Genomic DNA, 23,180 nt, shown 5'->3' with positions numbered 1-23,180 from the left:
GCGTTAAGGCACAAAAGCCTTGCCGACAACAAGTTTGTCACCGGTAATGTCAACCTCAAAAAAGTGGGGAATGCGGTGGTACTTGCCCTTAATATCCTTATGGCTGTGCAGTGCCATTAACAATTTGCCGTCCAAGGTTTTAAACAGCATACCATGCCCGTAGTTGGGTGGGGTAATAGGCTCTTTTTCCTGAATCCACGGCCCATCAAGCGTACCGCTTTGCGAGTAAGCAACTCCCTGCGTGTACACATCATACACCCAGCTTGTCCATATCATGCCCAGGCGGCCGGTGCCCGTTTTAAACAGGTAGGGGCCATCGGTTACACGGTTGGGTACGTCCTTACTATTTTTATCTTTTTCGCGGCTCCACGGCGAATCACTGGCCTTAAAGAGCAGCTTCCCCTCGCCTGTTGTGCCACTCAGGTCGGGTTTTAGCTCTATCTTCTCTATAGTACCGTCAACCGCCTGCAGCCACTCGTAGCAATATATCATGTACGGCTTCCCGTCTTTATCAATCCAAAAGGTACCATCAAGCGTAGGCTTATTGGCAGGCAGATAGGCGGCATCTTTCATGGGCACAAAAGGTCCGTCGGGATTATCACTAACCAACACGTGCGATGCCCGGCGCTCTACAGCGTTTCCGTTAACGGTATCAATTATAACCGCCTTATTGGTAAACGTGGCAAAGTAATAGTACTTGTTCTTATAGTTATGAATTTCCGCCGCCCAAATCATAGGCTTAGGGCCCATCCATGAAGCATCATCGGTTTTAGCCACATCATAAGGCCCTTCCCAAAGTTTGAGGTTCTTACTCTTCCACAGCCTGCCGCCCGTGCCCGTCATGTAGTACATTTTTGTATTGGCATCGGCCAATATAAAAGGGTCGCTAAGCACGATGGAATCTAACGGAACGTCCTTCTTAATTTCCCTTGCCTTCTTTTGGGCGGTAACGGTAAACGAAAACAGCAACAGGGCTGATAAGGTAACTAATGAATTTTTCATATTAAGTGTAGTTGTTACATTTCATAAAAATACTAAATTACAGTTGCATGCCAACTATAACGATTTTTATTTTCGGCTAATAATTCTAACTTTACATAGTGAAATTTAAAAGTATGAGCAGTAAAAAGCAATTAACACCGGAACAGCATACAGAACTACTCAAAATCTTGAAAGCCCGTTTTGAGAAAAACACCAACCGCCATAAGGGTTTGGACTGGGATAAGATTCAGGCAAAGTTGGAAGCGGATCCGGATAAATTGTGGTCGCTGGAAGAGATGGAAGCAACCGGCGGCGAGCCCGATGTTGTAGGTTTTGATGCTGCTACAGGCGAATATATTTTTTACGATTGCGCGCCCGAAACCCCTAAAGGCCGCCGCAGTACCTGTTATGACCGTGATGCCTGGGAAGCCCGAAAGGAGCACAAACCCCAAAATAATGCCTTAGATATGGCTGCCGACATGGGTATTGAAATTTTAGACGAAGAACAATACAGGCACCTGCAAACACTGGGGCATTTTGATGCCAAAACATCAAGCTGGATAAAAACACCCGCCAATATTAGAAAACTTGGTGGTGCCCTTTTTGCCGATTATCGCTACAATACTGTGTTTGTGTACCACAACGGCGCACAATCATACTACGCTGCAAGGGCATTTAGAGGTTGTTTAAAAGTATAAAAGATATATAGCAGATTATATAAAAAAAGGCCCGGCTAAAATTAGCTGGGCCTCTCTCATTTATGTAGGTCATTGCAGAATATTAAAATTATTATCCCCTTGTTAACCAGCCTCTTTTGCTTGCTGTAGCGATGGCGTAAGGGGTTATCCAGAATAAGCCAAAGGTGTAAAGCAGGCTGTATGAATAGGCATAAAACGCTTCTTTAATGCTGTAACGTTTAGCGTAAAAGAATACCGGAAAACTGGACATTATCAATATACTGAAAAGTGTAGAGCTAAAGAACAGTATTGGGTAGCTTACGATTAAGAACACCATTAACAGCAGGAACGGATAAGTTAATGCTATAGATAAGAACTGGTTGATGAACAGTAGCCTTGCCCCTACTTTAGATTCTTCCCTAAAGTTCTTAAATACAAATTTAGACATCATAAGGTTTTCGCGCACGTTGCTCCTGCCCCAGCGTATAAACATTTTATAAAGGCCTTTGTATTGTTCAGGAACGTTTGTAAGCACATAAGCGTTACGCTGAAATAAAATGTGGTAGCCCTGCTTCATGATCATGTTGGTCATGGCGCGGTCTTCACCAATGTCCGACGGTTGCCCCATAAACGTTTGGTTGATCCACTCAGGAAGGCAGGCAAATACGGCCGACCTGCGGTACGCTGCCAGTGCGCCCGGTGTACAAAGCACCGATCCTACACTGCTCTCTGCCGAACGCACAAATTCAAAGCTCAGTACAAAACTAACGTTAAGCATTTTAGCAATGATGCTGTTTTTGTTGTTAAGCACCCTTACATTACCGGCAACGGCTCCGCAGTTCTCATTAGTTACCAGTGGGCTAACCAAATTTCTAAGCGTGTTGTTTTTTACTATAGAGTCGCTGTCTACTGTTACAAAAACTTCGCCTGAGCCAAGGTTAAAGCCGCGGTAAAGCGCGTGGCGTTTCCCTTTGTTTTCAGGCTGCTGGTAAATAGATAACCTGTCGCCTAATTCGGCTTTAGCCCTTTGCATCCAGTTCCAGGTATCATCTTTACTACCATCATCTATAGATAGTATTTGCAGTTTGCTTTCAGGATAATTGCTGTTGGTAAGGCTAATAAGGGTGTCATACACCAGTTTACCCTCATTGTAAGCCGGTACAATCACGGTTAGCGTAGGCAGTTCTTCATCAGATACTGATTTAACCGGTTTGTATTTTACGTATAAATAAAGGTTGTATAAAAAGAAGCTCCCTTTTACAGCCAGTAGTGCCGTGGTAACAACTATAAGTATAAAACCCCAGGTTGATGCCATACGCTCGGCGTGAAGCTGCTCAAACTCATCCTGTAGCTCGTAGACTAAATAAGCCGAACCAAGCAATAAAAGGAATGTAGCTATAATGGTAAAAAGGCCCGGCAAGTATACGCCGTCTTTTTCCATCGCACTTTCATTTTTATCGTCAGTTTCCTTAGGTGTAACAGGGCCTTTTTTAGCAATTGTTTGTCTCGGGGTAATTGTTTCCCTTTCGGTAAGGTACAATCTGTTTGAAGTAAAGGTATCTATTTTCATGATCCAGCGCTTGTATTGTTTATTTTGGCTCGAAAAATTATACACACAAGAAAACACAAGTGTGCAATCACAAACAAACAACCACCATACCGTAAACTAAAAAACACTAAAAATCAGCAACTTACAACTTTAACTTACAATCTAAAAGTGTAGAAAAGTGTAGAAAAATTTCTACACTTTCCCCAAATCCCCGGTAATTAAGGCAGTATATACACAGTTTATAAAAGCCACCACCCATCATTACCAATATGTTAAGGATTTACAAAATAAATCTTAAAACAAAATCAACATGTAACGCGGTGGTAACATCTTCTTTATACGCCGGTAATAATTTCGCACGAATTAACAACTCACAAATTCATGATGAAAAAATTACTTTTTTTAATCCTAACCCTCACATTTTCTGCACTTGGCTTTGCGCAAAATAACGGTGTAATATCCGGTAAAATTATCGATGCCCAGGATAAAGTATCGTTACCCGGCGCCACGGTGCAATTGGTAAATTCCGGTAACAGGTATACGGTATCTAACCAAATAGGCGATTACGAATTTTTAAACGTACCGGCAGGTTCATACCAGCTTCAGGTATTGTACTTAGGATACACTACCCACACCCAGGATGTGGTGGTAGAAGAAGGTAAAAACACCCTTGCAAACGTGGTTTTAGGCAGTAACACCCAAAATTTGCAGGAAGTGGTTATTACCGGAGATATGATTAAAGGCCAGGCAAGGGCCCTTAACCAGCAAAAAAGCAACAGCAATATTACCAATGTAATATCCAGCGACCAGGTGGGCCGTTTTCCCGATGCTAATATAGGTGATGCGCTTAAACGCGTTCCCGGCATTACCATGCAAAACGACCAGGGCGAAGCACGTAACATTATCATCCGCGGGTTAGCGCCATCACTTAACTCGGTTACCCTTAACGGCGACAGGATCCCGTCGGCAGAAGGCGATAACCGTAACGTACAGATGGACCTTATTCCATCTGACATGATCGCTACTATAGAGGTAAACAAAACCCTAACGCCCGATATGGATGCCGATGCAATTGGAGGATCGGTAAACCTTATTACCCGTGCCACACCAAACGGCGAAAGGATATCGGCTACGCTTGCAGGCGGTTACGGCCCTATAAGGGATAAAGCTATTTACACCGCAGGCCTTGTTTACGGTAACCGTTACCTAAATAACAAGTTGGGCGTGGTGTTAAGCGGTTCATATAACAATAACGACTATGGGTCGGATAACATTGAGGCTACGTGGGTACAGGACGATTTTGGCAACACCTATGTAGAGCAGCAGGCAATTCGCTACTACAACGTACAGCGTATAAGGAGGAGTATTGCTTTTGCTACCGACTATAAGTTTAACGACAATAATACCATTTATTTTAACGCGATATACAACTGGAGGGACGACCGCGAAAACCGTTTTGCCCTTACCTATGATGATATGGAGCCCATATATGGCGCCGATGAGCAAACCATAACCGGCTTTACCGGTAATGTAAAGCGTGAAAACAAAGGCGGTATAGACAGCAACCGTGGCAAAAACAGGAGGCTGGAGGAGCAAAAGGTGCAAAACTATGCCATACACGGTGAGCATTTATTAAGCTCTAAGCTGGACTTAGACTGGTCGGCTAACTATGCTACAGCAAGCGAATACAAGCCTAACGAGCGTTATATTGAATTTGAACAGGAAGAGCTGGAAATGACCCAGAACATTCTTAACCCAAGAAAACCGTTTGTAACCACCACCGGCGAAGACCTTACCGCTTTCGGGTTATCAGAACTTACACAAAGCACCGATGATACTAAAGAGAATGAATTTGGAGCAAGGGTAAACATCCGTTTCCCGTTCTCGGTTATCGATGGGCAAAAAGGCCGTTTAAGAACGGGTCTTCGCCTGAGGCTGAAAGACAAAGAACGAAACAATACCTTCTACTCCTACTCTCCCCTTAATGATGTTACCCTGGCCGATGTACCTACTACCTATTATGGCGGTAATGGCTTTAATCCGGGCAGCCAGTATGTGGCCGGTACGTTTGCTTCGGCGGCTTACCTTGGCGGGCTTAACCTTAACGATACGTCTTTATACGAAGGCGAGCTGGATCCATCAGAATTTTTGGCCGTTAATTACAAGGCTAAAGAAAATATTTATGCAGGTTACGTGCGTTGGGACCAGGATCTTAGCACAAAACTATCTATGATACTGGGCGCCCGTGTAGAAAGTACCCATATAGATTATACCGGTAACCGTGTGTTGGATGAAGAAGAGCTTGAAGGACAGATTAACACTACCAACTCGTACACTAACGTATTGCCTAACCTGTCGTTTAAATATGCCGCTACTAACGATTTTATATTGCGCGCCGCCTTTACCACGGCACTGGCAAGGCCTAACTATTATGCCCTTGCACCATACATCAATAATGTGGCATCCGATTCAGAAATTTCTGCGGGTAACCCTAACCTTGATGCTACCTACTCGTACAACTTTGATTTTATGGCCGAGAATTATTTTGAGTCGGTTGGCCTTGTATCGGGTGGTTTCTTCTACAAAAACCTTAAAGATTTCATCTATACCTACAGCAACAACCAGTACTCTGCTGCCGATTTCGCTGCCGATTTTCCGGGCCAGTCTAACCCCGTTCCGGTTGGAGAGGAGTGGACGTTCATCCAGTCAAGAAACGGCGATAATGTAGATGTTTACGGTTTTGAAGTAGCTTTTCAGCGCCAGCTTGATTTCCTTCCGGGTTTCCTTAAAAACTTTGGTGTATATGCCAACTATACGTACACCGACTCTAAAGCAAAAGGTATAGCCGATGAAGATGGTAACGAAAGAAAAGACGTAAAACTGCCGGGTACTGCCCCGCATATGTTTAACGGGTCGTTATCCTGGGAAAACAGCCGCTTTTCTGCAAGGGCATCGGCAAACTTTGCCTCTGATTATTTAGACGAACTGGGATCGGATGATTTTAATGATGCTTATTACGACAAGCAATTTTTCCTTGACATAAATGCATCCTACAAAATTACCAAGAACCTGCGTGTTTTTGCCGAAGCTAAAAACCTTACCAATCAGCCGTTGCGTTATTACCAGGGAGTATCATCAAGGGTAATGCAGTTAGAGTACTACCAGGCAAGGTTTAACCTGGGGCTAAAATTCGACTTATAATTTTTAATAGTAATTTAGCCCTTGCATGGTTGTACAATCTGCAAGGGCTAAATCAATATACATACAATGCGTAAAACACTTATAATTTGTAGTGCTGCGATAGCAGCAGCGAGCTGTGGCTCTCACCTGGCGGCAATACGGCCCGATGCCATTAAGCCTGCTGTGGTAACCCAGCCTACCCCACACGATACCGATGACCCCGCTATCTGGATAAACCCCGCAGACGCTACCAAAAGCCTTGTGATAGGTACCGATAAGGATAGCGATGGCGGCATTTTTATGTACGACCTAAGCGGGAAGATCATCAAAAAATCGATCACGCTTAAAAGGCCTAATAACGTAGATTTAGCATACGGGCTTATCCTTAATGGAAAAAAAATTGACATCGCGGTTACTACCGAAAGGGAAACCAATAAAATAAGGATCTTTAGCCTTCCGGACCTGGAACCAATTGATAATGGCGGTATTGCCGTTTTTGAAGGCGAACTACAGCGCGACCCAATGGGCGTTTCGTTATATACCCGCCCGCAGGATAAGGCTATTTTTGTTGTTGTAGGCCGTAAAACAGGGCCATCGGGTACCTATTTATGGCAGTACCAATTATCAGATTCAGGTAATGGTACTGTTGCTGCTACGGTAGTGCGAAAATTTGGCAACTTTAGCGGTAAAAAGGAAATTGAAGCCATTGCAGTAGATAACGAACTGGGCTTTATTTACTATTGCGATGAAGGTGCAGGCATACGCAAATACATGGCCGACCCGGCTGCTAAAAATGATACAGAGCTTGCCTTTTTTGGCACTACAGGCTTTAAGCAGGACAATGAGGGCATCGCTATTTATAAATCAACCAACAGTACCGGTTACATATTGGTATCTAACCAGCAGGCCAACACCTTTATGGTATACCCGCGCGAAGGCGCAAACGGCAACCCTGACGATTATCCGCTTTTAGCCGAGATACCTACATCTACCATTGAGTGCGATGGTGCCGATGTTACCAAAGTAAACCTTGGCGGTGTATTTAATAAGGGGATGTTTGTTGCCATGAGCAATGGCATGACCTTTCATTTTTATGAATGGAATACGCTACAGGCACTTATAGATGCCGGTAAAAAATAATACTTTTCTAATACCAATTAAAAGTCCGTTTTACATGCTGTAAAACGGACTTTTTGTTTATATCACATCAGGATTTATCATTTAAGGTTAAATTACTATATCGTTATATTTATTCCGTTTTTGCTTGCATCCTACAGTCATTTATTGCTATTTTAGCAAAAATTAAATTTCTCATGGCTCAAAAAAATTTTGCCTTTTTTATAAGTGTATTTTTTACAATTATATCAAATCCTTTTAATGTATTTGCTCAGGTACCAAAAGACAAGCTTTTGTATGGTGTGGCCTATTATGATGAATACATGCCGTATGACCGATTGGATAAGGATATAAAAATGATGCAGGATGCAGGTATTAACATCGTACGCATTGCCGAATCTACCTGGAGCACGATGGAACCGCAGGAGGGCGTTTTTGATTTTAGCCACATAGACCGTGTTTTAAATGCCATGCACAAAGCCGGTATAAGTGTTATGATAGGTATCCCAACCTATGCCGTGCCTACCTGGCTGGTAAAAAAACACCCCGATGTACTGGCCATAACGCCAAGGGGGCAAAACCAGTACGGCCCGCGCCAAAATATGGATATTACCAACGTACATTTTAGGGCTGCCGCCGAAAAAATGATACGCAAAATGATGGAGCACATTAAAGGCCACCCTGCCATTATAGGCTACCAGGTAGATAACGAAACCAAGCCGTACCAAACCAGCGGCCCTAATGTACAGGCGCAGTTTGTGGCCTATATGAAACAAAAATATCCGTCGCTGGATGAGCTTAATAAAGTATTTGGTTTAGATTACTGGAGTAACCGTATTAATATTTGGGAGGATTTCCCATCAGTTAACGGTAGTATTAATGCCAGCTTAAATGCCGAGTTTGCTAAATTTCAGCGCTCGCTGGTTACCGAGTTTCTTGGCTGGCAGGCAAAAATTGTTCGCGAATACAAAAAACCGGAACAGTTTATTACCCAAAATTTTGATTTTGACTGGAAAGGCTACTCGTATGGCATACAAACCGAGGTAGACCATTTTGCTGTTGCTAAAGTGCTGGATGTTGCCGGTGTTGATATTTACCACCCCTCTCAGGATAAGCTAACGGGTGCCGAAATATCGTTTGGCGGTGATGTTACCCGCTCTATGAAAAACGGGCAAAATTACCTGGTTATAGAAACCGAAGCACAGGGCTTTGCAGAGTGGGTTCCGTATCCGGGGCAGCTGCGCCTGCAGGCTTTCAGCCACCTCGCATCAGGAGCCGATATGGTTTCCTACTGGCACTGGCACTCAATACACAACTCTGCCGAAACCTACTGGAAAGGCTTACTAAGCCATGACTTTGAGCCTAATGTAACGTATATGGAAGCCAAAACCATTGGCGCCGATTTTAAAAAGCTGGGCGCTAAACTGGTAGACCTTAAAAAGAAAAATGATGTTGCCATTCTTTTCAGCAATGAGGCTTTAACGGCCTACAATTCTTTTGGGCCGGGTAATTATAATGCCATTTTAAGGCCAATGTATGATGCCCTATATAACATGAATGTTGGCGTTGATTTTATAGACCCCTCAAGCACCGATATAGAGAAATACAAGCTTATAGTAGTGCCTGCACTTTATGCAGCGCCTGATGCTTTGTTGCAACGCCTTAATGCTTTTGTAAAGAATGGCGGCCACGTGCTGTACACCTTTAAAAGCGGTTTTGCCGATGAAAATAATAAAGTGAGGAACACCATACAGCCCGGTATCATTAATGAAGCCTGCGGAATTACCTATAGCGAATTTACCGTACCTGTGCAGATACCCCTTAAAGGCGACCCGTTTAAGGTGGGTGCAGAAAACAATAAAGCCGAAAAATGGATGGAACTTATAACACCAACCACAGCTAAAGTACTGGCATGGTACGACCACCCTGCATGGGGAAAATATGCCGCAGTTACCCAAAATAAATACGGCAAAGGCCTGGCTACTTATGTGGGCTTTGGCACTAACGATGCGCTTAACGATAAGATACTGCAAACCGTGGTAAAAGATGCCAGCCTTTGGGGTAAAGACCAGGAGCTGAAGTTTCCGCTTATTGCAAAATCAGGGGTTAACCGTAACGGCAAAACCATCCGTTATTACTTTAATTATTCGGCGGAGGCCAAAACGTTTGCCTACCCTCATAAAAAAGGCATGTCATTACTTAACAACACTAAAATTGAGGCGCAAAGCCAGATAAATTTACCAGCATGGGGTTTTGAAATAATCGAAGAGCTATAGTAACCTTACTCTGCCTTTTGGTCTTCCTCTACCAGGTTACTTTTTTCAAACTCGGTAGGGGTCATACCAAAATGCTTATGGAAGTTGCGCCCAAAACTGGTTTGCGACTTATACCCTACCATCTCGGCCACCTCATAAATTTTCATGTTGGTAGTTTTAATAAGCTGGGCAGCCTTTTTAAGGCGGCTAAGGTTAATAAGCTCGTTTGGCGAAAGGTGCGATATTTCCTTAATGTTTCTATATAAGGTAGATCGGCTCATGTTAAGGTAATCGGCCAGTTTATCTACGCTCAGCTCCGGGTCTTTAAGGTTATCTTCTACAGCCTTATCCAGTTTTGAGAGGAATGTCTTATCGGTATTAGAGGTGGCCAGCGACTTTAAATGTGCAAGTGGCGAGCTCGAAAAATGCCCCAGTATGTTCTTGCGGTTCTCTATAAGGTTAAATATCTGCACTAACAGGTAATCTATAGAGAACGGTTTTGTTATGTAGGCATCCGCCCCTGATTCAAGCCCCTCTATCTTGGCATTAAGCGCGCTTTTAGCCGTTAATAAGATAACAGGGATGTGACTGGTCTTTTCGGTCTTTTTGATCTCCCTACACAGCTCTATACCGTTTTTAACCGGCATCATAACATCGCTTATAACCAGCTGTACCTCGTGCTTATTAAGCATCTTCCAGGCCTCGTCGCCATTTTTGGTAAGGATGATGTTATAACTTTCTGATAGTTCGGAATAGATAAAATCGGCCAGTTCTTTGTTATCCTCGGCTATTAAAATTACCGGTGCCTGCTTTTCAAACTTAACGGTAACATTTTCTGTTGGTACAAATGTACTGCTTTGCGAACCCCTTATGGCAGTAAACTCCTCACTTTGATGGATGGGCAGTTTAAGCACGAAGGCGTTCATCTTGGTTTCGTTCTCATCTACATGCAGCGAGCCGTTGTGCAACTCAATAAGTGAATGTGCCAATGACAGCCCTATGCCTGTACCTGTACTTTGCGCATCAGACGGGAGGCGGAAGAACGGCTCAAAAATTCGTTTCCTTAATTGCGGCGGTATAAGCTGGCCATCGTTTTTAATAATGACCTCAAAATAGTCGCCATCATAACGCAGCAATACCTGTACATTCTTTTTAGAGTACTTAATGGCATTGCTAAACAGGTTGCTCAACACCTTTCTAAACGCTTCTTCATCTACAAAAGCCAGTAAATTATGGGTAACGTTCGTGAGCTCAAAGTTTAAATTCTTATCCTGTATCAGCTGGCTAAAACGCTCATAGGTTTCCTCTAAAATATCGCTCACGTTTACCTGTACAAAGCTCAGCTTCATGTGCTTCATTTCGGCCTTACGGAAATCCAGCAGTTCATTAACCAGGTTAAGCAGCCGCGTGGTATTTTTTTCCATGATACCCAGGTTTTTAGGGATATCGGGCGATTTGTATTTTTGCTTCAGCAGTTTTTCCAGCGGACTGTTAATGAGCGTTAGCGGAGTGCGTATCTCGTGGGCAATATTGGTAAAGAACTCAATTTTTGCCTGGTATATTTCACGTTCTTTTTCGTTCTCTAACTGGCGTATCTTAAGGTTATTTTTATTACGGGTATACCTGTGGTAATAACGCAACGCATAATACCCCATAACCACCAGCAATATAAAATACACGGCATACGCCACTTTGCTGGCATAAAAAGGTGGTAGTACGGTAATATCCAGCACGCCATACTCCTTGTTCCACACACTATAGCTGTTAAGCGATTTTACCTTAAAAACATAATCGCCCGCAGGCAGTTCGGTAAAATTAACCTCGTGGTTTTTGCCCAGCGCCACCCAGTTATCATTAAGCCCCTCAATTTTGTACCAGTACTGGGTCATCTCGGTAGAGGTAAAACTAAGCGAGGCAAACTCAAGCTTAAAGGTAGACTGCTTATCGGTTAGCGTTATGGCATCAGAAAAGATAATCGACTTTTGCAGTGGCGAGTCTTCTTTGCCCACCGGGACATCTTCATTATTGATAAAAATATCGGTAATATACAATGGCGGGCTAAATGTGTTCTTAGTAAACGTGCCGGGATTAAAATTAATGAGCCCCCGCACACTGCCAAAATACATTTCGCCATTGGTATCCTGAAAAGCCGAACAGTAATTAAACTGTCCGGTTAACAGCCCATTAGACTTAGAAAACACTTTAAGATCTTTAGTTTTAGGGTCAAATTTTATGAGCCCGTTAGAGCTGCTTATCCATAATTGTTTGTGTGCATCTTCTAAAATGGAATAGGTAACGTTACTGGGCAGGCCATCGGCTTTGGTATAATGCTTAAAATTTTTAGTCGCCGGGTTAAACAGGTTCAACCCGTTTTCTGTAGTAACCCACAGGCGGTGGCTGCTGTCTTCAAAAATACCGTTAATAACGTTGCTGCTTAAACTTTTGGCATCGTTACGCTCATAGCGGTAAAAGCTTTTCTTTTTGGTTTTGGGGTTGTAATAGTATAAGCCATCCCAATAGGTACCTGCCCACAAAGCACCGTTATGGTCTTCTATTAAATAGGTGTAATGGTAGGTTTCCGGAAAGCCCTCTGCCTGCTTAAAAAAATCGGTTTCCGGCTGGTACTCATAAATACCGTTAGAGGTTAGCACATAAATATCCTTTGCCTTAGTTTGATAGATGTAAAAAATAAAATCGCTCTTAAGCCCCCTACCCTGGCTGGTGCTATAGTGCCTGATCACTTTCCCGGTGGGTATATCCATCACATCCAGGCCGTGCTCAAAAGTGCCTATCCATAATTCGTTACCACGTGTTAAAAGCCCATGAATATTATAATGCGATAAGCCACCACCCTCAACCGAATAATTTTGAAACTGCCCTGTTGTAAGGTTCAGTTTGTTAAGGCCTGCATCTTCGGTACCTATCCATAAGTTGCCGTAATTATCTTTTTTAATTTCTCTAACGGCATTACCACTTATAGAGTTTTCGCCCACCTTAGGAAAATAACGGTTAATGGGCGTATACGGCTTGGGGTAGTAATTAACCCCGCCAAAGTAAGTGCCTATCCACACGCCTTCCTCTTTATCCAATACCAGGCCGTATACGGCATTATCGGATAATGAATATGGGTCGTTATAATTTTTCTTGAAATTTTTATAGGTGCGGCTTTTTGTATCATAAATAAAAATACCCGATTCACTTCCTATCCAAAGCTCATCGCCCTTTACTAAAAATTCGCGGATGAAGAGCGGATTCTCTTTGTCCGGAAAAATAGATAGTACCTGCTGGTTGGCAAAATTATATGTAAAAGCCCCGTGGCTATTAGTGCCTATTAAAAGCGAGTTATTGCCATTGGCTGCAATGGTGGTTATAATAGCATGAGATGCCTGCCCCGGAAAATTAATATGCAGTTTTTGAAAGGAGTTATTTTCCGGCACATACTTAAACAGTTCAGCGCCCGATGCCGCAAACACCTCCCCTTTTTTATTATGGGTTACAAAATTGGCGTAAAACTGGCTGTATTTTTCCGGCCTTGTGGTTACACTGTTGCCATCAAGTTTATACAGGCCGCCCGCTGCTACAAACCAAAGGCTGCCGTTTATGTTGCTCTCTACATCCATTATGGGCAGGTTGCGGGTAGCCTCTATTAAAGAGAACGATTCGGTTTTCTCGTCATACCTAAAAAGGCCTGTCTCTGTACCTACCCACAAATAATCGTTATACTCATAAAGGCACCGTATAAAATTACTGCCGATGCTTTTAGCATCTTTATCGTTATGCTGAAACGTTTTAAAGCTATAACCATCGTATCGGTTAAGGCCATCTTTGGTTCCAAACCATAAAAAGCCTTTACTGTCCTGTAGCATACATATAACCGAATTATGCGATAATCCGTCTTCCACCTGGAGGTGTTTAAAAGAGTATTCCTGCCCTATTGCGGTAGCAGTAAACACAAAAAAGAACAGATAAAGGCAAAGTTTTTTCATACTGCAAAATACGGTAAGTAAACGTTTTCGCGGGTATTCATAGCGTGTCATTTTTCAACAAATCTTCTCACAATAAAAATTACATTAATAAAAATTAACATTTGACACGTTTTGAACAAAAATTGAAACATTTACATATAAGTACCTGCGATGAAATTAATCTACTTTTGAAAACGATATAGTTACAGAAATTTTTCACGTTAATTTTAGATGTTGCAAAAAATTACACTTTATATTGTTGTATTAGCAATTTAAGAAAGCACCAAAACCGCTAATAAATAAATGAAACATGAAATTTAAAGTAATTATTTCGCCAAATCGTTTCAACTAACCCTAACAAGTACAATTTTTAAATGGAATTCTATGAGAACTATCGTAAAATTTGTTTTTAACACAAAATGCCTCGTATTCCTGGCACTCCTTTGTGCACAATTTGTAAGTGCGCAGGATGTCCAGATCTCGGGTATTGTAACTTCACCGGATGGGAAACCCATTCCTTTTGTAAATGTCATTGTAAAAGGAACCCCAACAGGTGTATCGGCAGATATGGATGGTAATTATGCCATTAGTGCTGCCTCTAATGCAACCCTGGTTTTTAGCAGCATTGGTTTTCAGGCACAGGAAATCGCTGTTAATGGCCAAACAACAATCAACATAACCTTAGCCGAAGATGTAGCACAGTTGGAAGAGGTTATCGTAGTAGGTTATGGTACGCAAAAAAAGAAGGACTTAACGAGTTCAATCTCTATTGTAGATGCCAGCCAGATACAAAAAAGGCAAACCACAACTGTAGCAGAGAGCTTACAGGGCCTTGCAACCGGCGTGAGCGTTCGTGGTGGCGGACAGCCGGGACAGGAAGCTAAAATTGAGATACGCGGACTTAAAAACCTGCAAAACTCTAACCCGCTTTATGTTATAGATGGTAACATTACCACGGCAAACCGCGATTTTAACCCTAATGATATCGAAACCATACAGATCCTTAAAGATGCGGCTGCGGCGGCCATCTATGGTTCGCGTGCTGCAAATGGGGTAATTATCATTACCACTAAAAAAGGTAAAAAAGGCCCGCTTAAAATAGAGGCAAGCTCTAAATTAAGCATAACCAATGTACCTACCTACAACCTTGCAGGCAGGGATGAGTTTGTTGCAATTACCAACATGTCTTATGATAATGCAGGCATGGAAAGGCAAAACTTTAATATGGATGTAAATACCGACTGGCAGGACGAAGTTTTCCGTACCGGTATGATACAGGACCAGAATGTTAGCTTTAGTGGCGGTGGCGATAATTCAAGCTTCTTTATGTCGGCTAACTACTTTGGTAATGAAGGTACAGTTATAGACACCGATTTTGACAGGATATCGTTCCGTGTTAACTCAAGCGGCAAAAAAGGTATTTTTAGTGTAGGCGAAAACCTTGCCTTAAGCAACTCTAAGGCAAACGAAACCGGTGGGCCGGAGGCGATGAGGGGTAACCCTTTTATTGATGCCATAAGAATGTACCCTACAATACCTGTACGCGACGACCGTAACCCGGGTGGCTATGGTTATGGTGAGCAGGGTGTAGCAAATACATTTGCGGCAAACCCGGTGGCTATTGCTAACCTTATTGACCAAAAAATAGAGAATTTTAGGATAAGGGGTAACTTTTGGGCAGAATTACAACCGTGGAAAGCCTTAAAATACCGTTTTAACTTTGGTTACGAAAGCAGCTTTGACCATTTTGTATACTTGCGTAAAGTGGGTAACTGGACACTTAACCAGCCTATAGATCCTTCGCTTACCAACCAGAACAGGGCACAGTCTCAAACAAAATTATTTGAGAACACCCTTACCTTTACTCAGGATTTTGGCAAGCACAACATTACGTTACTTGCAGGTACCACATACCAGAAAGATACGTATGAGCAGCAAAACGGCCAGAAAAGGAACCTGCTTATAAACCCTAACACAGGCAGCTATTTTACAGTGCTTGACCTTGGAGATAACCCGCAGGTAGGTGGTTTTAAAAACGAATCGTTACTACTATCTTACTTAGGCAGGTTAGAGTACAATTATGATAACCGTTACCTTTTAAACGCAGTAATACGCCGCGACGGTTCGTCAAGGTTTAGCGATGCTAATAAATGGGCCAGCTTCCCATCGGTTTCGGCAGGATGGAGAATAAGCAATGAGTCATTCTTTAAATCAGATAAAATAAACGACTTAAAACTACGTGTAAGTTACGGAGAGCTTGGTAGCGGTAACATAGGCCAGTACGAGTATATGGCGTTTATTAACACCTTTGGTGGCGCTGTATTTGGCAACGATCAAAATGTATCGCCTGCAGCAACGCAGGTAAGGCTTGCTAACTCACAGCTTAAATGGGAAACACTTAAGCAAACCAACTTTGGTTTTGACCTTGCCATGTATGAAAACAGGCTTGCCATTACAGCCGATTACTTTATCGCCAAAACCGAAGATGTACTTTTTGGCTTCCCTATCTTAATGAGTACCGGTAATGATGGCGGTAACCCAATATCTAACGCGGCTACTGTACAAAACAAAGGTTTTGAGCTTAACATAGCATATAACGATAAAATAGGCGACGATTTTAGCTACAACGCAGGTATCAACTTTACATCGTTAAGAAACAAGCTTGTAAGCCTTGGTAACGGCCTTAACGAGAGCTTCTCGGGCAATACCGTTACACGTGCCGGCCAGCCGGTGGGTATGTGGTATGTACTAAGAACGGATGGTATCTTTCAGAATGAAGCCGAAGTTGCCGCACACGTAAACTCACAAGGGCAGCAAATACAGCCGGATGCACTTCCGGGAGACATTCGTTACAAAGACCTTAACGATGACGGAGAGATAACAAATGAGGATAAGAACATAGCAGGTAATCCGTGGCCGGATTTCGAGATGGGCTTTAATGCAGGCTTTACCTATAAAGATTTTGATTTCTCTATGAACTGGATTGGCTCTTTTGGGGCAGATGTTTACAACGGTTACAGCAGTATTGTTGACGTAATAAACGGCGACCACAACTACCGCGCAGGCGTACAGCCATGGACTCCGGAAAACCCTAACACCAGCACTCCAAGGGCTTTTAACGGTACTTCGTTGAGTAATCGTGGCGATACGGACCGCTTTATAGAAAAAGGAGACTTTGTAAGGCTTAAATATGTGGGCGTTGGCTACAACTTCCCTAAAAAGTTAATTGAACAAATAGGTTTTGACAGGGCTCGTTTAAGCTTCTCTGCGCAAAACATCATCACCATAACTAAATACGGTGGCCTTGATCCTGAATTTGTTAACAACAACATATTTGAGAGAGGTGTAGATTTTGGATCATTCCCTAACGTTCGCACCTTCTCTGTAGGAGTAGAATTTGGTTTCTAAAATTAAATAAAAGTAACGATGAAAAAAATCATACTATACAGTACCCTTTTATGTTCGCTCCTTGCATTTTATTCCTGCAACGAAGAAGAACTGAATATTGATAATCCTAACGCACTTACGGTAGACCAGTATTGGAAAACACCAAACGATGCCGAATTAGGTGTAAACTCCATCTATGCTATGTTTTATAAAGATGGGCTATGGTCAAGGTGGATGTATTTCCGCATGGACCTTACCTCTGATGAAGGCTACAGCGTGAGCCCATGGATAGAACTGGCCGACTGGACCCGTTTTAACTATGTAAACTACAACTTTTGGGAAGGTAACGGCGTAACATGGAGAGACACCTACAAAGCGATATTCCGTTGTAACCAGGTACTGTCAAATGTACCGGAAATTGAGTTTACGGATGATGCACGCAAGCAGTCTATTTTAGCCGAGGCTAAGTTCCTAAGAGCGTTGCATTATTTTTATGCAGCAGAATTATGGGAAAACATTCCGATAATCTTAGAACCTTCAGAACCAAGTGACCTGCCACTGCAAAGCACAAAAGAACAGGTTTTTGCTCAGGTAGAGACCGATCTTAACGAGGCCTTTGATGCGCTTCCTGCATCGTGGGATGCTAACAATACCGGCAGGCCTACAAAAGGTGCAGCAAAAGCTATGCTGGGTAAATTATACATGCAGCAGCGCAAATGGGAGCAGGCAAAAACCGCTTTTGATTATATTATAAGCGGGCCCGGTGCTACCTACAGCCTTGTAGCTAACTACAAAGACAACTTTACCGATGTTAACGAAAACAACGCAGAGTCGGTTTTTGAGATCCAGTTTGGTAACCAGCGTTTAGGCGGTACAGATGAAGGCGCTAATGCAGCCGTATCTAACACAAGGGCACAGTTTTTTGCACCCCGTGGTATTGGATGGTCAGACGGGCAGGCGCGTTTTTGGCTGGTAGACTTCTTTAAACAGGAGCCTAATGCCGATGGCGGACTGGATGAAAGGCTACGCCACACATTGTTCTATCCTGACCTTCAGGCCGATTTTGGCGACCTTACCTACAACAGGCAATGGGAGTGGAATGATAATGAAGCGTGGTTCCGTAAAGGGGCAAGAGATTACTACCGTAATAACGAAGATTACTACAGCCAGGTTAATTACAGGCTTATACGTTATGCAGATATCCTGCTAATGTATGCAGAAGCGCTTAACCAGCTGGGTATGACTACCGATGCCTACCAGTATGTAGATATTGTAAGAGAAAGGGCTAATATGCAGCCGCTTGCCACAGCACACCCGGAAATTGGCAGTAACCCTACACTGTTCTTAAGGCAGTTAAAAAACGAAAGGGTACTTGAACTTTGCGGCGAAAGTGTTCGCTGGTTAGACCTTAAACGTTGGGGCGACCTGGAAACCCAGGCCGGTGTTGACGAGATCATAGCAAGAGACCCTGATTTTAACAACTTTGTTGTGGGTAAAAGCCTCCGCTTACCTATACCGCTAAGCGAGGTAGAGAACAACCCTAACTTAGTACAAAATCCCGGTTATTAATTAATAATAGTTCCTGTAGCGGTTTGTAAAAACTGCTACAGGAATATTTTCAAAATACATAAACATGGTACGATCTCTATTTAAGGCAGCCATTTTATTTTTTGCATGCAGTGGTGCTTTCGCGCAGCAGCCCAATCCTCCCGGTCAGGTAAAAAAGGGAGAAACCCCTGTAAACCAGGCCTACCTTTTTGCCCACATGACGCACGAAGATTATGGCAGGCTGTATTATTCGGTTAGTACCGATGGTTTGCACTGGTACCCGCTTAACGGCAAAAAGCGCGTTAACGAAGAGTATCAGGGCCACCCTGATATTGTTAAAGGCCCGGACGGCAACTACTACATTGCCGGGAATACAAGCGATTCATCGCCCGATATCAATATATGGGTATCTGCCGATTTAATAAGCTGGAAAAAACACAGCGTTTACACGCCAAACCTTAAATCTACACCGGGCTACTCTGAAGCCATGCAGCGCATAGGAGCCCCAAAATTGTATTATGATGCACCGTCGGGTAAATTTATCATGACGTGGCATACCCCCCATCTGGACGGTACTAAAGATGATGGTGAGCGTTACTGGGCAAGTCAGCGTACTTTATATGTACTTAGCAAAGACCTTAAAACCTTTGAGGGCACACCTAAAAAGTTGTTCGACTGGAATTTTGGCACCATAGATGTAAGCATCAGGAAAGTGGGCGACAGCTATTATGCTATACTAAAAGATGAGTCCTACCCTACTTTGTACTGGACAACAGGAAAAACCGTAAGGATAGCCAAAGCGCCATCGCTAACAGGCCCTTACTCATTACCGGCCGAATCTATAAGCCCTAACTTTAGGGAAGCCCCTACCCTTATACCCTCGCCCGATAATAAAGCATGGTATATGTATTATGAGCAATATCCGGGAGTATCGTACGGGTTATCTATAGCAGATAATTTAAACGGCCCGTGGTACCAGGCTTCAGGATACACATTTTTTAGCGACTGGGATAAGTACAGCTTTCCACAGCACGTTAGGCACGGGTGCATGACTACCATATCCGGCAAAGAATATGATGCACTGGTTAAAAAATTCGGAATAGAAAAATAGAAAGAAGAAGATTACCCCAATAAAAAGAAGTTTGTTTAATAATATCTCCGGTTCATCCGATACCACTTTACAATTATGAAGGCATTAAAAATTTTAAAAAGAACACCTTTTGCCCTAACACTGGCGGCTTCGCTTATGCTTTTTTCCTGCAAAGAAGAGAGCGCTAAGAAAGATGCTGTTAACGAAACCCCTGCTGTTGAAAGGACAATATGGACTAAAGAAAAAGCAAATGAATGGTACGGCAGCCAGCCGTGGTATGTGGGTGCTAACTTTACCCCAAGTACTGCCATTAACCAGTTAGAGATGTTTCAGGCCAATACGTTCGACCCTGCAACTATCGATAAAGAATTAGGCTGGGCAGAAGCCATAGGTATGAACAGTATGCGCGTATACCTGCACGACCTGTTGTATAAAGAAGATCCTGAAGGCCTTTTTAAACGCATGGACGAATACCTTAAAATTGCTGATAAACACCATATAAAAACATTATTTGTACTGTTTGATTCGTGCTGGGACCCGTTCCCGGTAACGGGAAAACAACGTGCACCAAAACCGTATGTGCACAACTCCGGCTGGGTACAAGGCCCGGGCCAAAAAGTATTGCAGGACAGCACCCAGTATGCCCGCCTTGAAAAATATGTAAAAGGCACCATAGGCCATTTTAAAAATGACAGCAGAATCCTGGGCTGGGATGTTTGGAACGAGCCCGATAATATGACAGGCGCATCATACGAAAAGGTAGAGATACCTAACAAAAAAGAACTGGTATATAACCTGCTGGGCAAAGTGTTTGTTTGGGCACGCCAGGCCAACCCAAGCCAACCGTTAACATCGGGTATATGGGAGGGTAACTGGAGCAATGCTGAGAAAATGCTGCCTATGTACAAATTGCAGTTAGAGCAGTCGGATGTTATAACCTTCCACAACTACAGCACGCCACAGGAATTTGAAACTAAAATTAAAGAATTACAACGCTACGGCAAACCAATGATTTGTACTGAGTATATGGCAAGGCCTAATGGCAGTACCTTTCAGGGCTTTTTGCCTATTGCAAAAAAATATAATGTGGGTATGATAAACTGGGGGCTGGTAGACGGCAAGACCCAAACCAAATATCCCTGGGACAGCTGGACTAAAACCTACACTGCTGCACCGCCGGTATGGTTCCATGAAGTGTTTAATACCGACGGTACACCTTATATAAAAGCTGAAACTGATTTTATTAAGCAGATAACATCAGAAGTAAATAAAAAATAATCCTGATTACATTAAATTTCGGCAGGGATATGATAAACTATACCGCCGGATTTTAAAAAATACCCTAACATGAAAAAGACGTTAGCTTTACTATTGTTACTGACCTTTACTGGTTTGTTCGCACAGAAAAAAACATTCAACAACCCAATACTGCCTGCGGGTGCCGATCCGTACAGTACGTACCATAATGGTTATTACTACTACACACACACGCTTGGCAACAAGCTTATGCTTTGGAAGACCAAAAACCTGGCCGACCTTAACAATGCCGAAAGCAAGGTAATATGGACCCCGCCCGCCGGTACCGAATATTCTAAAGATGTATGGGCACCGGAGTTTCATATAATCAACAATAAATGGTATGCCTATTTTGCAGCCGATGGTGGCGACAACCACCAGCACAGGATGTATGTGCTGGAAAACAAATCAGAAGACCCTTTTAAAGGCGCATGGGAGTTTAAAGGTAAAATTGCTGCCGCACCGGATAGATGGGCTATAGATGGTAACATATTTACCTACAACAACCAACTGTACATGATATGGAGCGGCTGGGAAGGCAATACTAACGGCCAGCAAAACATTTATATTGCTAAAATGAGCAACCCGTGGACACTGGGCAGCCAGCGCGTAGTAATATCGCAGCCTACCTATAACTGGGAAAAACAGGGCGACCTAGACGATGCCGTTAACCCACCACACGTTAATGTAAACGAAGGCCCTCAGTTTTTACAGCATGGTAAAGACGTATTCATTGTGTTTTCTTCAAGCGGCTGCTGGACCGACTTTTACAGCCTGGGCCTGCTTCAGCTTACCGGAGACGACCTTATGAATGCCAAAAACTGGAAAAAGCATGAACAGCCTATTTTTGTAAAAAGCGAGGCTAACAGCGTGTATGCACCGGGGCACAACTCATTCTTTAAATCGCCGGACGGTAAGGAAGACTGGATACTATTCCACGCTAACGATAACCCCGATGAAGGCTGCGGCAACAAACGTTCGCCAAGGATGCAAAAAATAGAGTGGAATAAAGACGGTACGCCAAACCTGGGTGTACCTGTTTCTAACAAACAAACATTACAAATACCATCTGAATAAATTACAACCACAATGAAGAAAATTTTTATTTTAATTGCCTGTTTTGCAAGTTTAACCTTAGCGGCACAGGGACAGAAATGGACTAAGGAAAAAGCCGATAAATGGTATGCCGAGTATAAATGGATGAGCGGTGCCAACTTTATACCAAGTACTGCCATAAGCCAGATGGAAATGTGGCAGGAAGCAACGTTTGACCCTACAACTATAGACCGTGAGCTTGGCTACGCCCAGGGCATTGGCTTTAATACCATGCGTGTATTTTTACACAGCCTGGCGTACAAGGCAGATCCTAAAGGTTTTAAAAAACGCGTAGAGAAATACCTTGAAATTGCAAACAAGCATGGCATACAAACCCTGTTTGTGTTTTTTGATGACTGCTGGAACCCTAACCCTGCCATTGGCAAACAGCCCGATGTAAAACCTGGCGTGCACAACTCCGGATGGATGCAGGATCCAGGCTACCCCGATGTAGACCACGCAGGCGATAAAGAGCTTGAAGCCTATGTAAAAGATATTTTAAAAACCTTTGGCAACGATAAAAGGATCGTGCTTTGGGATTTATACAATGAGCCGGGTAACAGCGGCAAGGGTAACAAAAGCCTTGCCTTGCTTAAAGACGTGTTTAAATGGGCACGTGAGGCTAACCCATCACAGCCAATATCTGCCGGGCTTTGGAAATGGGACCTGGTTGACCTTAACATCCTTCAGGCACAAAACTCTGATATCGTAACGTACCACTTTTACGAATCGTTAGACGATCACCAGCGCATTACCAACCTGCTTAAAACACACGACAGGCCACTGATTTGTACAGAATATATGGCGCGTACCAAAAATAACAGCTTTTTTAACCACATGGTGCTTCTTAAAAAAGAGAACATAGGTGCAATAAACTGGGGTCTTGTTTCTGGCAAAACCAATACTATTTACGCCTGGGATACCCCAATACCATCGGGTACAGAGCCGGATATCTGGTTCCACGATGTATTCAGGAAAGACGGCACACCTTACCGCCAGGACGAAGTAAACGTAATCAAAAAACTAAACGGCGTAAAATAA

General features: G+C 43.1%; 13 protein-coding genes. 10 read left to right on the top strand and 3 right to left on the bottom strand.

The genetic code is table 11. The features are described 5' to 3' along the window. Positions 1-3: 3 nt before the first annotated feature. Complete coding sequence (locus FMM05_RS09725) at positions 4-1,002, bottom strand: glycoside hydrolase family 43 protein (RefSeq protein ID WP_143373172.1); 999 nt, start codon at positions 1,000-1,002, stop codon at positions 4-6. 113 nt (positions 1,003-1,115) lie between these two features. Between FMM05_RS09725 and FMM05_RS09720 the strand changes: the two genes are divergently transcribed. Then, positions 1,116-1,679: a DUF4256 domain-containing protein gene (locus FMM05_RS09720; protein WP_143373171.1), complete on the top strand. Its 564-nt coding sequence runs from the start codon at positions 1,116-1,118 to the stop codon at positions 1,677-1,679. Positions 1,680-1,770: 91 nt separating this feature from the next. Here FMM05_RS09720 and FMM05_RS09715 read toward each other — a convergent pair whose 3' ends face one another. After that, positions 1,771-3,228: a glycosyltransferase gene (locus tag FMM05_RS09715; RefSeq protein WP_143373170.1), complete on the bottom strand. Its 1,458-nt coding sequence runs from the start codon at positions 3,226-3,228 to the stop codon at positions 1,771-1,773. A gap of 363 nt (positions 3,229-3,591) precedes the next feature. On the opposite strand from FMM05_RS09715, the gene FMM05_RS09710 reads away from it, so the two are divergent. The 3 genes from FMM05_RS09710 to FMM05_RS09700 all read left to right on the top strand — a co-directional run bounded on the left by FMM05_RS09710 (position 3,592) and on the right by FMM05_RS09700 (position 9,779). Further along, positions 3,592-6,408 carry a TonB-dependent receptor gene (locus FMM05_RS09710; protein ID WP_143373293.1) on the top strand — a complete coding sequence of 939 codons (2,817 nt, stop codon included), beginning with the start codon at positions 3,592-3,594 and terminating at the stop codon, positions 6,406-6,408. Between the two features lie 66 nt (positions 6,409-6,474). Then, entirely contained in the window at positions 6,475-7,527 is a 1,053-nt protein-coding gene (locus tag FMM05_RS09705) for a phytase (protein WP_143373169.1), read from the top strand. Positions 7,528-7,700: 173 nt separating this feature from the next. Further along, on the top strand, positions 7,701-9,779 hold the full coding sequence (locus FMM05_RS09700) for a beta-galactosidase (protein WP_221932261.1): 2,079 nt from the start codon (positions 7,701-7,703) through the stop codon (positions 9,777-9,779). A gap of 5 nt (positions 9,780-9,784) precedes the next feature. On the opposite strand, the gene FMM05_RS09695 is transcribed toward FMM05_RS09700, so the two are convergent. After that, a complete protein-coding gene (locus FMM05_RS09695) occupies positions 9,785-13,744 on the bottom strand; it encodes a hybrid sensor histidine kinase/response regulator transcription factor (RefSeq protein ID WP_143373168.1) in 3,960 nt (1,319 codons plus the stop codon). A gap of 363 nt (positions 13,745-14,107) precedes the next feature. On the opposite strand from FMM05_RS09695, the gene FMM05_RS09690 reads away from it, so the two are divergent. The 6 genes from FMM05_RS09690 to FMM05_RS09665 all read left to right on the top strand — a co-directional run bounded on the left by FMM05_RS09690 (position 14,108) and on the right by FMM05_RS09665 (position 23,180). Next, a complete protein-coding gene (locus tag FMM05_RS09690; protein ID WP_143373167.1) occupies positions 14,108-17,131 on the top strand; it encodes a SusC/RagA family TonB-linked outer membrane protein in 3,024 nt (1,007 codons plus the stop codon). An 18-nt stretch (positions 17,132-17,149) separates the two neighbouring features. Continuing rightward, a complete protein-coding gene (locus tag FMM05_RS09685) occupies positions 17,150-18,679 on the top strand; it encodes a RagB/SusD family nutrient uptake outer membrane protein (RefSeq protein ID WP_143373166.1) in 1,530 nt (509 codons plus the stop codon). 64 nt (positions 18,680-18,743) lie between these two features. Beyond that, on the top strand, positions 18,744-19,769 hold the full coding sequence (locus tag FMM05_RS09680) for a glycoside hydrolase family 43 protein (RefSeq protein WP_143373165.1): 1,026 nt from the start codon (positions 18,744-18,746) through the stop codon (positions 19,767-19,769). A gap of 75 nt (positions 19,770-19,844) precedes the next feature. Further along, positions 19,845-21,026 (top strand): glycoside hydrolase 5 family protein, encoded by a 1,182-nt coding sequence (locus tag FMM05_RS09675; protein ID WP_143373164.1) that lies wholly within the window; start codon positions 19,845-19,847, stop codon positions 21,024-21,026. A 69-nt stretch (positions 21,027-21,095) separates the two neighbouring features. After that, on the top strand, positions 21,096-22,121 hold the full coding sequence (locus FMM05_RS09670) for a glycoside hydrolase family 43 protein (RefSeq protein ID WP_143373163.1): 1,026 nt from the start codon (positions 21,096-21,098) through the stop codon (positions 22,119-22,121). Between the two features lie 12 nt (positions 22,122-22,133). Further along, positions 22,134-23,180: a cellulase family glycosylhydrolase gene (locus FMM05_RS09665; protein ID WP_143373162.1), complete on the top strand. Its 1,047-nt coding sequence runs from the start codon at positions 22,134-22,136 to the stop codon at positions 23,178-23,180.

The organism is Flavobacterium zepuense (assembly GCF_007097145.1).
In the GTDB taxonomy this organism is placed as follows: Bacteria; Bacteroidota; Bacteroidia; order Flavobacteriales; family Flavobacteriaceae; genus Flavobacterium; species Flavobacterium zepuense.
The sequence above is the reverse complement of the archived record's forward strand: the minus strand, read 5'-3'. Positions and strand labels throughout refer to the sequence as shown.

Coding starts and splice junctions, on each gene's coding strand:
- FMM05_RS09725 (WP_143373172.1), bottom strand. CDS start 1,002: ATGAAAAATTCATTAGTTACCTTATCAGCCCTGTTGCTGTTTTCGTTT.
- FMM05_RS09720 (WP_143373171.1), top strand. CDS start 1,116: ATGAGCAGTAAAAAGCAATTAACACCGGAACAGCATACAGAACTACTC.
- FMM05_RS09715 (WP_143373170.1), bottom strand. CDS start 3,228: ATGAAAATAGATACCTTTACTTCAAACAGATTGTACCTTACCGAAAGG.
- FMM05_RS09710 (WP_143373293.1), top strand. CDS start 3,592: ATGAAAAAATTACTTTTTTTAATCCTAACCCTCACATTTTCTGCACTT.
- FMM05_RS09705 (WP_143373169.1), top strand. CDS start 6,475: ATGCGTAAAACACTTATAATTTGTAGTGCTGCGATAGCAGCAGCGAGC.
- FMM05_RS09700 (WP_221932261.1), top strand. CDS start 7,701: ATGGCTCAAAAAAATTTTGCCTTTTTTATAAGTGTATTTTTTACAATT.
- FMM05_RS09695 (WP_143373168.1), bottom strand. CDS start 13,744: ATGAAAAAACTTTGCCTTTATCTGTTCTTTTTTGTGTTTACTGCTACC.
- FMM05_RS09690 (WP_143373167.1), top strand. CDS start 14,108: ATGAGAACTATCGTAAAATTTGTTTTTAACACAAAATGCCTCGTATTC.
- FMM05_RS09685 (WP_143373166.1), top strand. CDS start 17,150: ATGAAAAAAATCATACTATACAGTACCCTTTTATGTTCGCTCCTTGCA.
- FMM05_RS09680 (WP_143373165.1), top strand. CDS start 18,744: ATGGTACGATCTCTATTTAAGGCAGCCATTTTATTTTTTGCATGCAGT.
- FMM05_RS09675 (WP_143373164.1), top strand. CDS start 19,845: ATGAAGGCATTAAAAATTTTAAAAAGAACACCTTTTGCCCTAACACTG.
- FMM05_RS09670 (WP_143373163.1), top strand. CDS start 21,096: ATGAAAAAGACGTTAGCTTTACTATTGTTACTGACCTTTACTGGTTTG.
- FMM05_RS09665 (WP_143373162.1), top strand. CDS start 22,134: ATGAAGAAAATTTTTATTTTAATTGCCTGTTTTGCAAGTTTAACCTTA.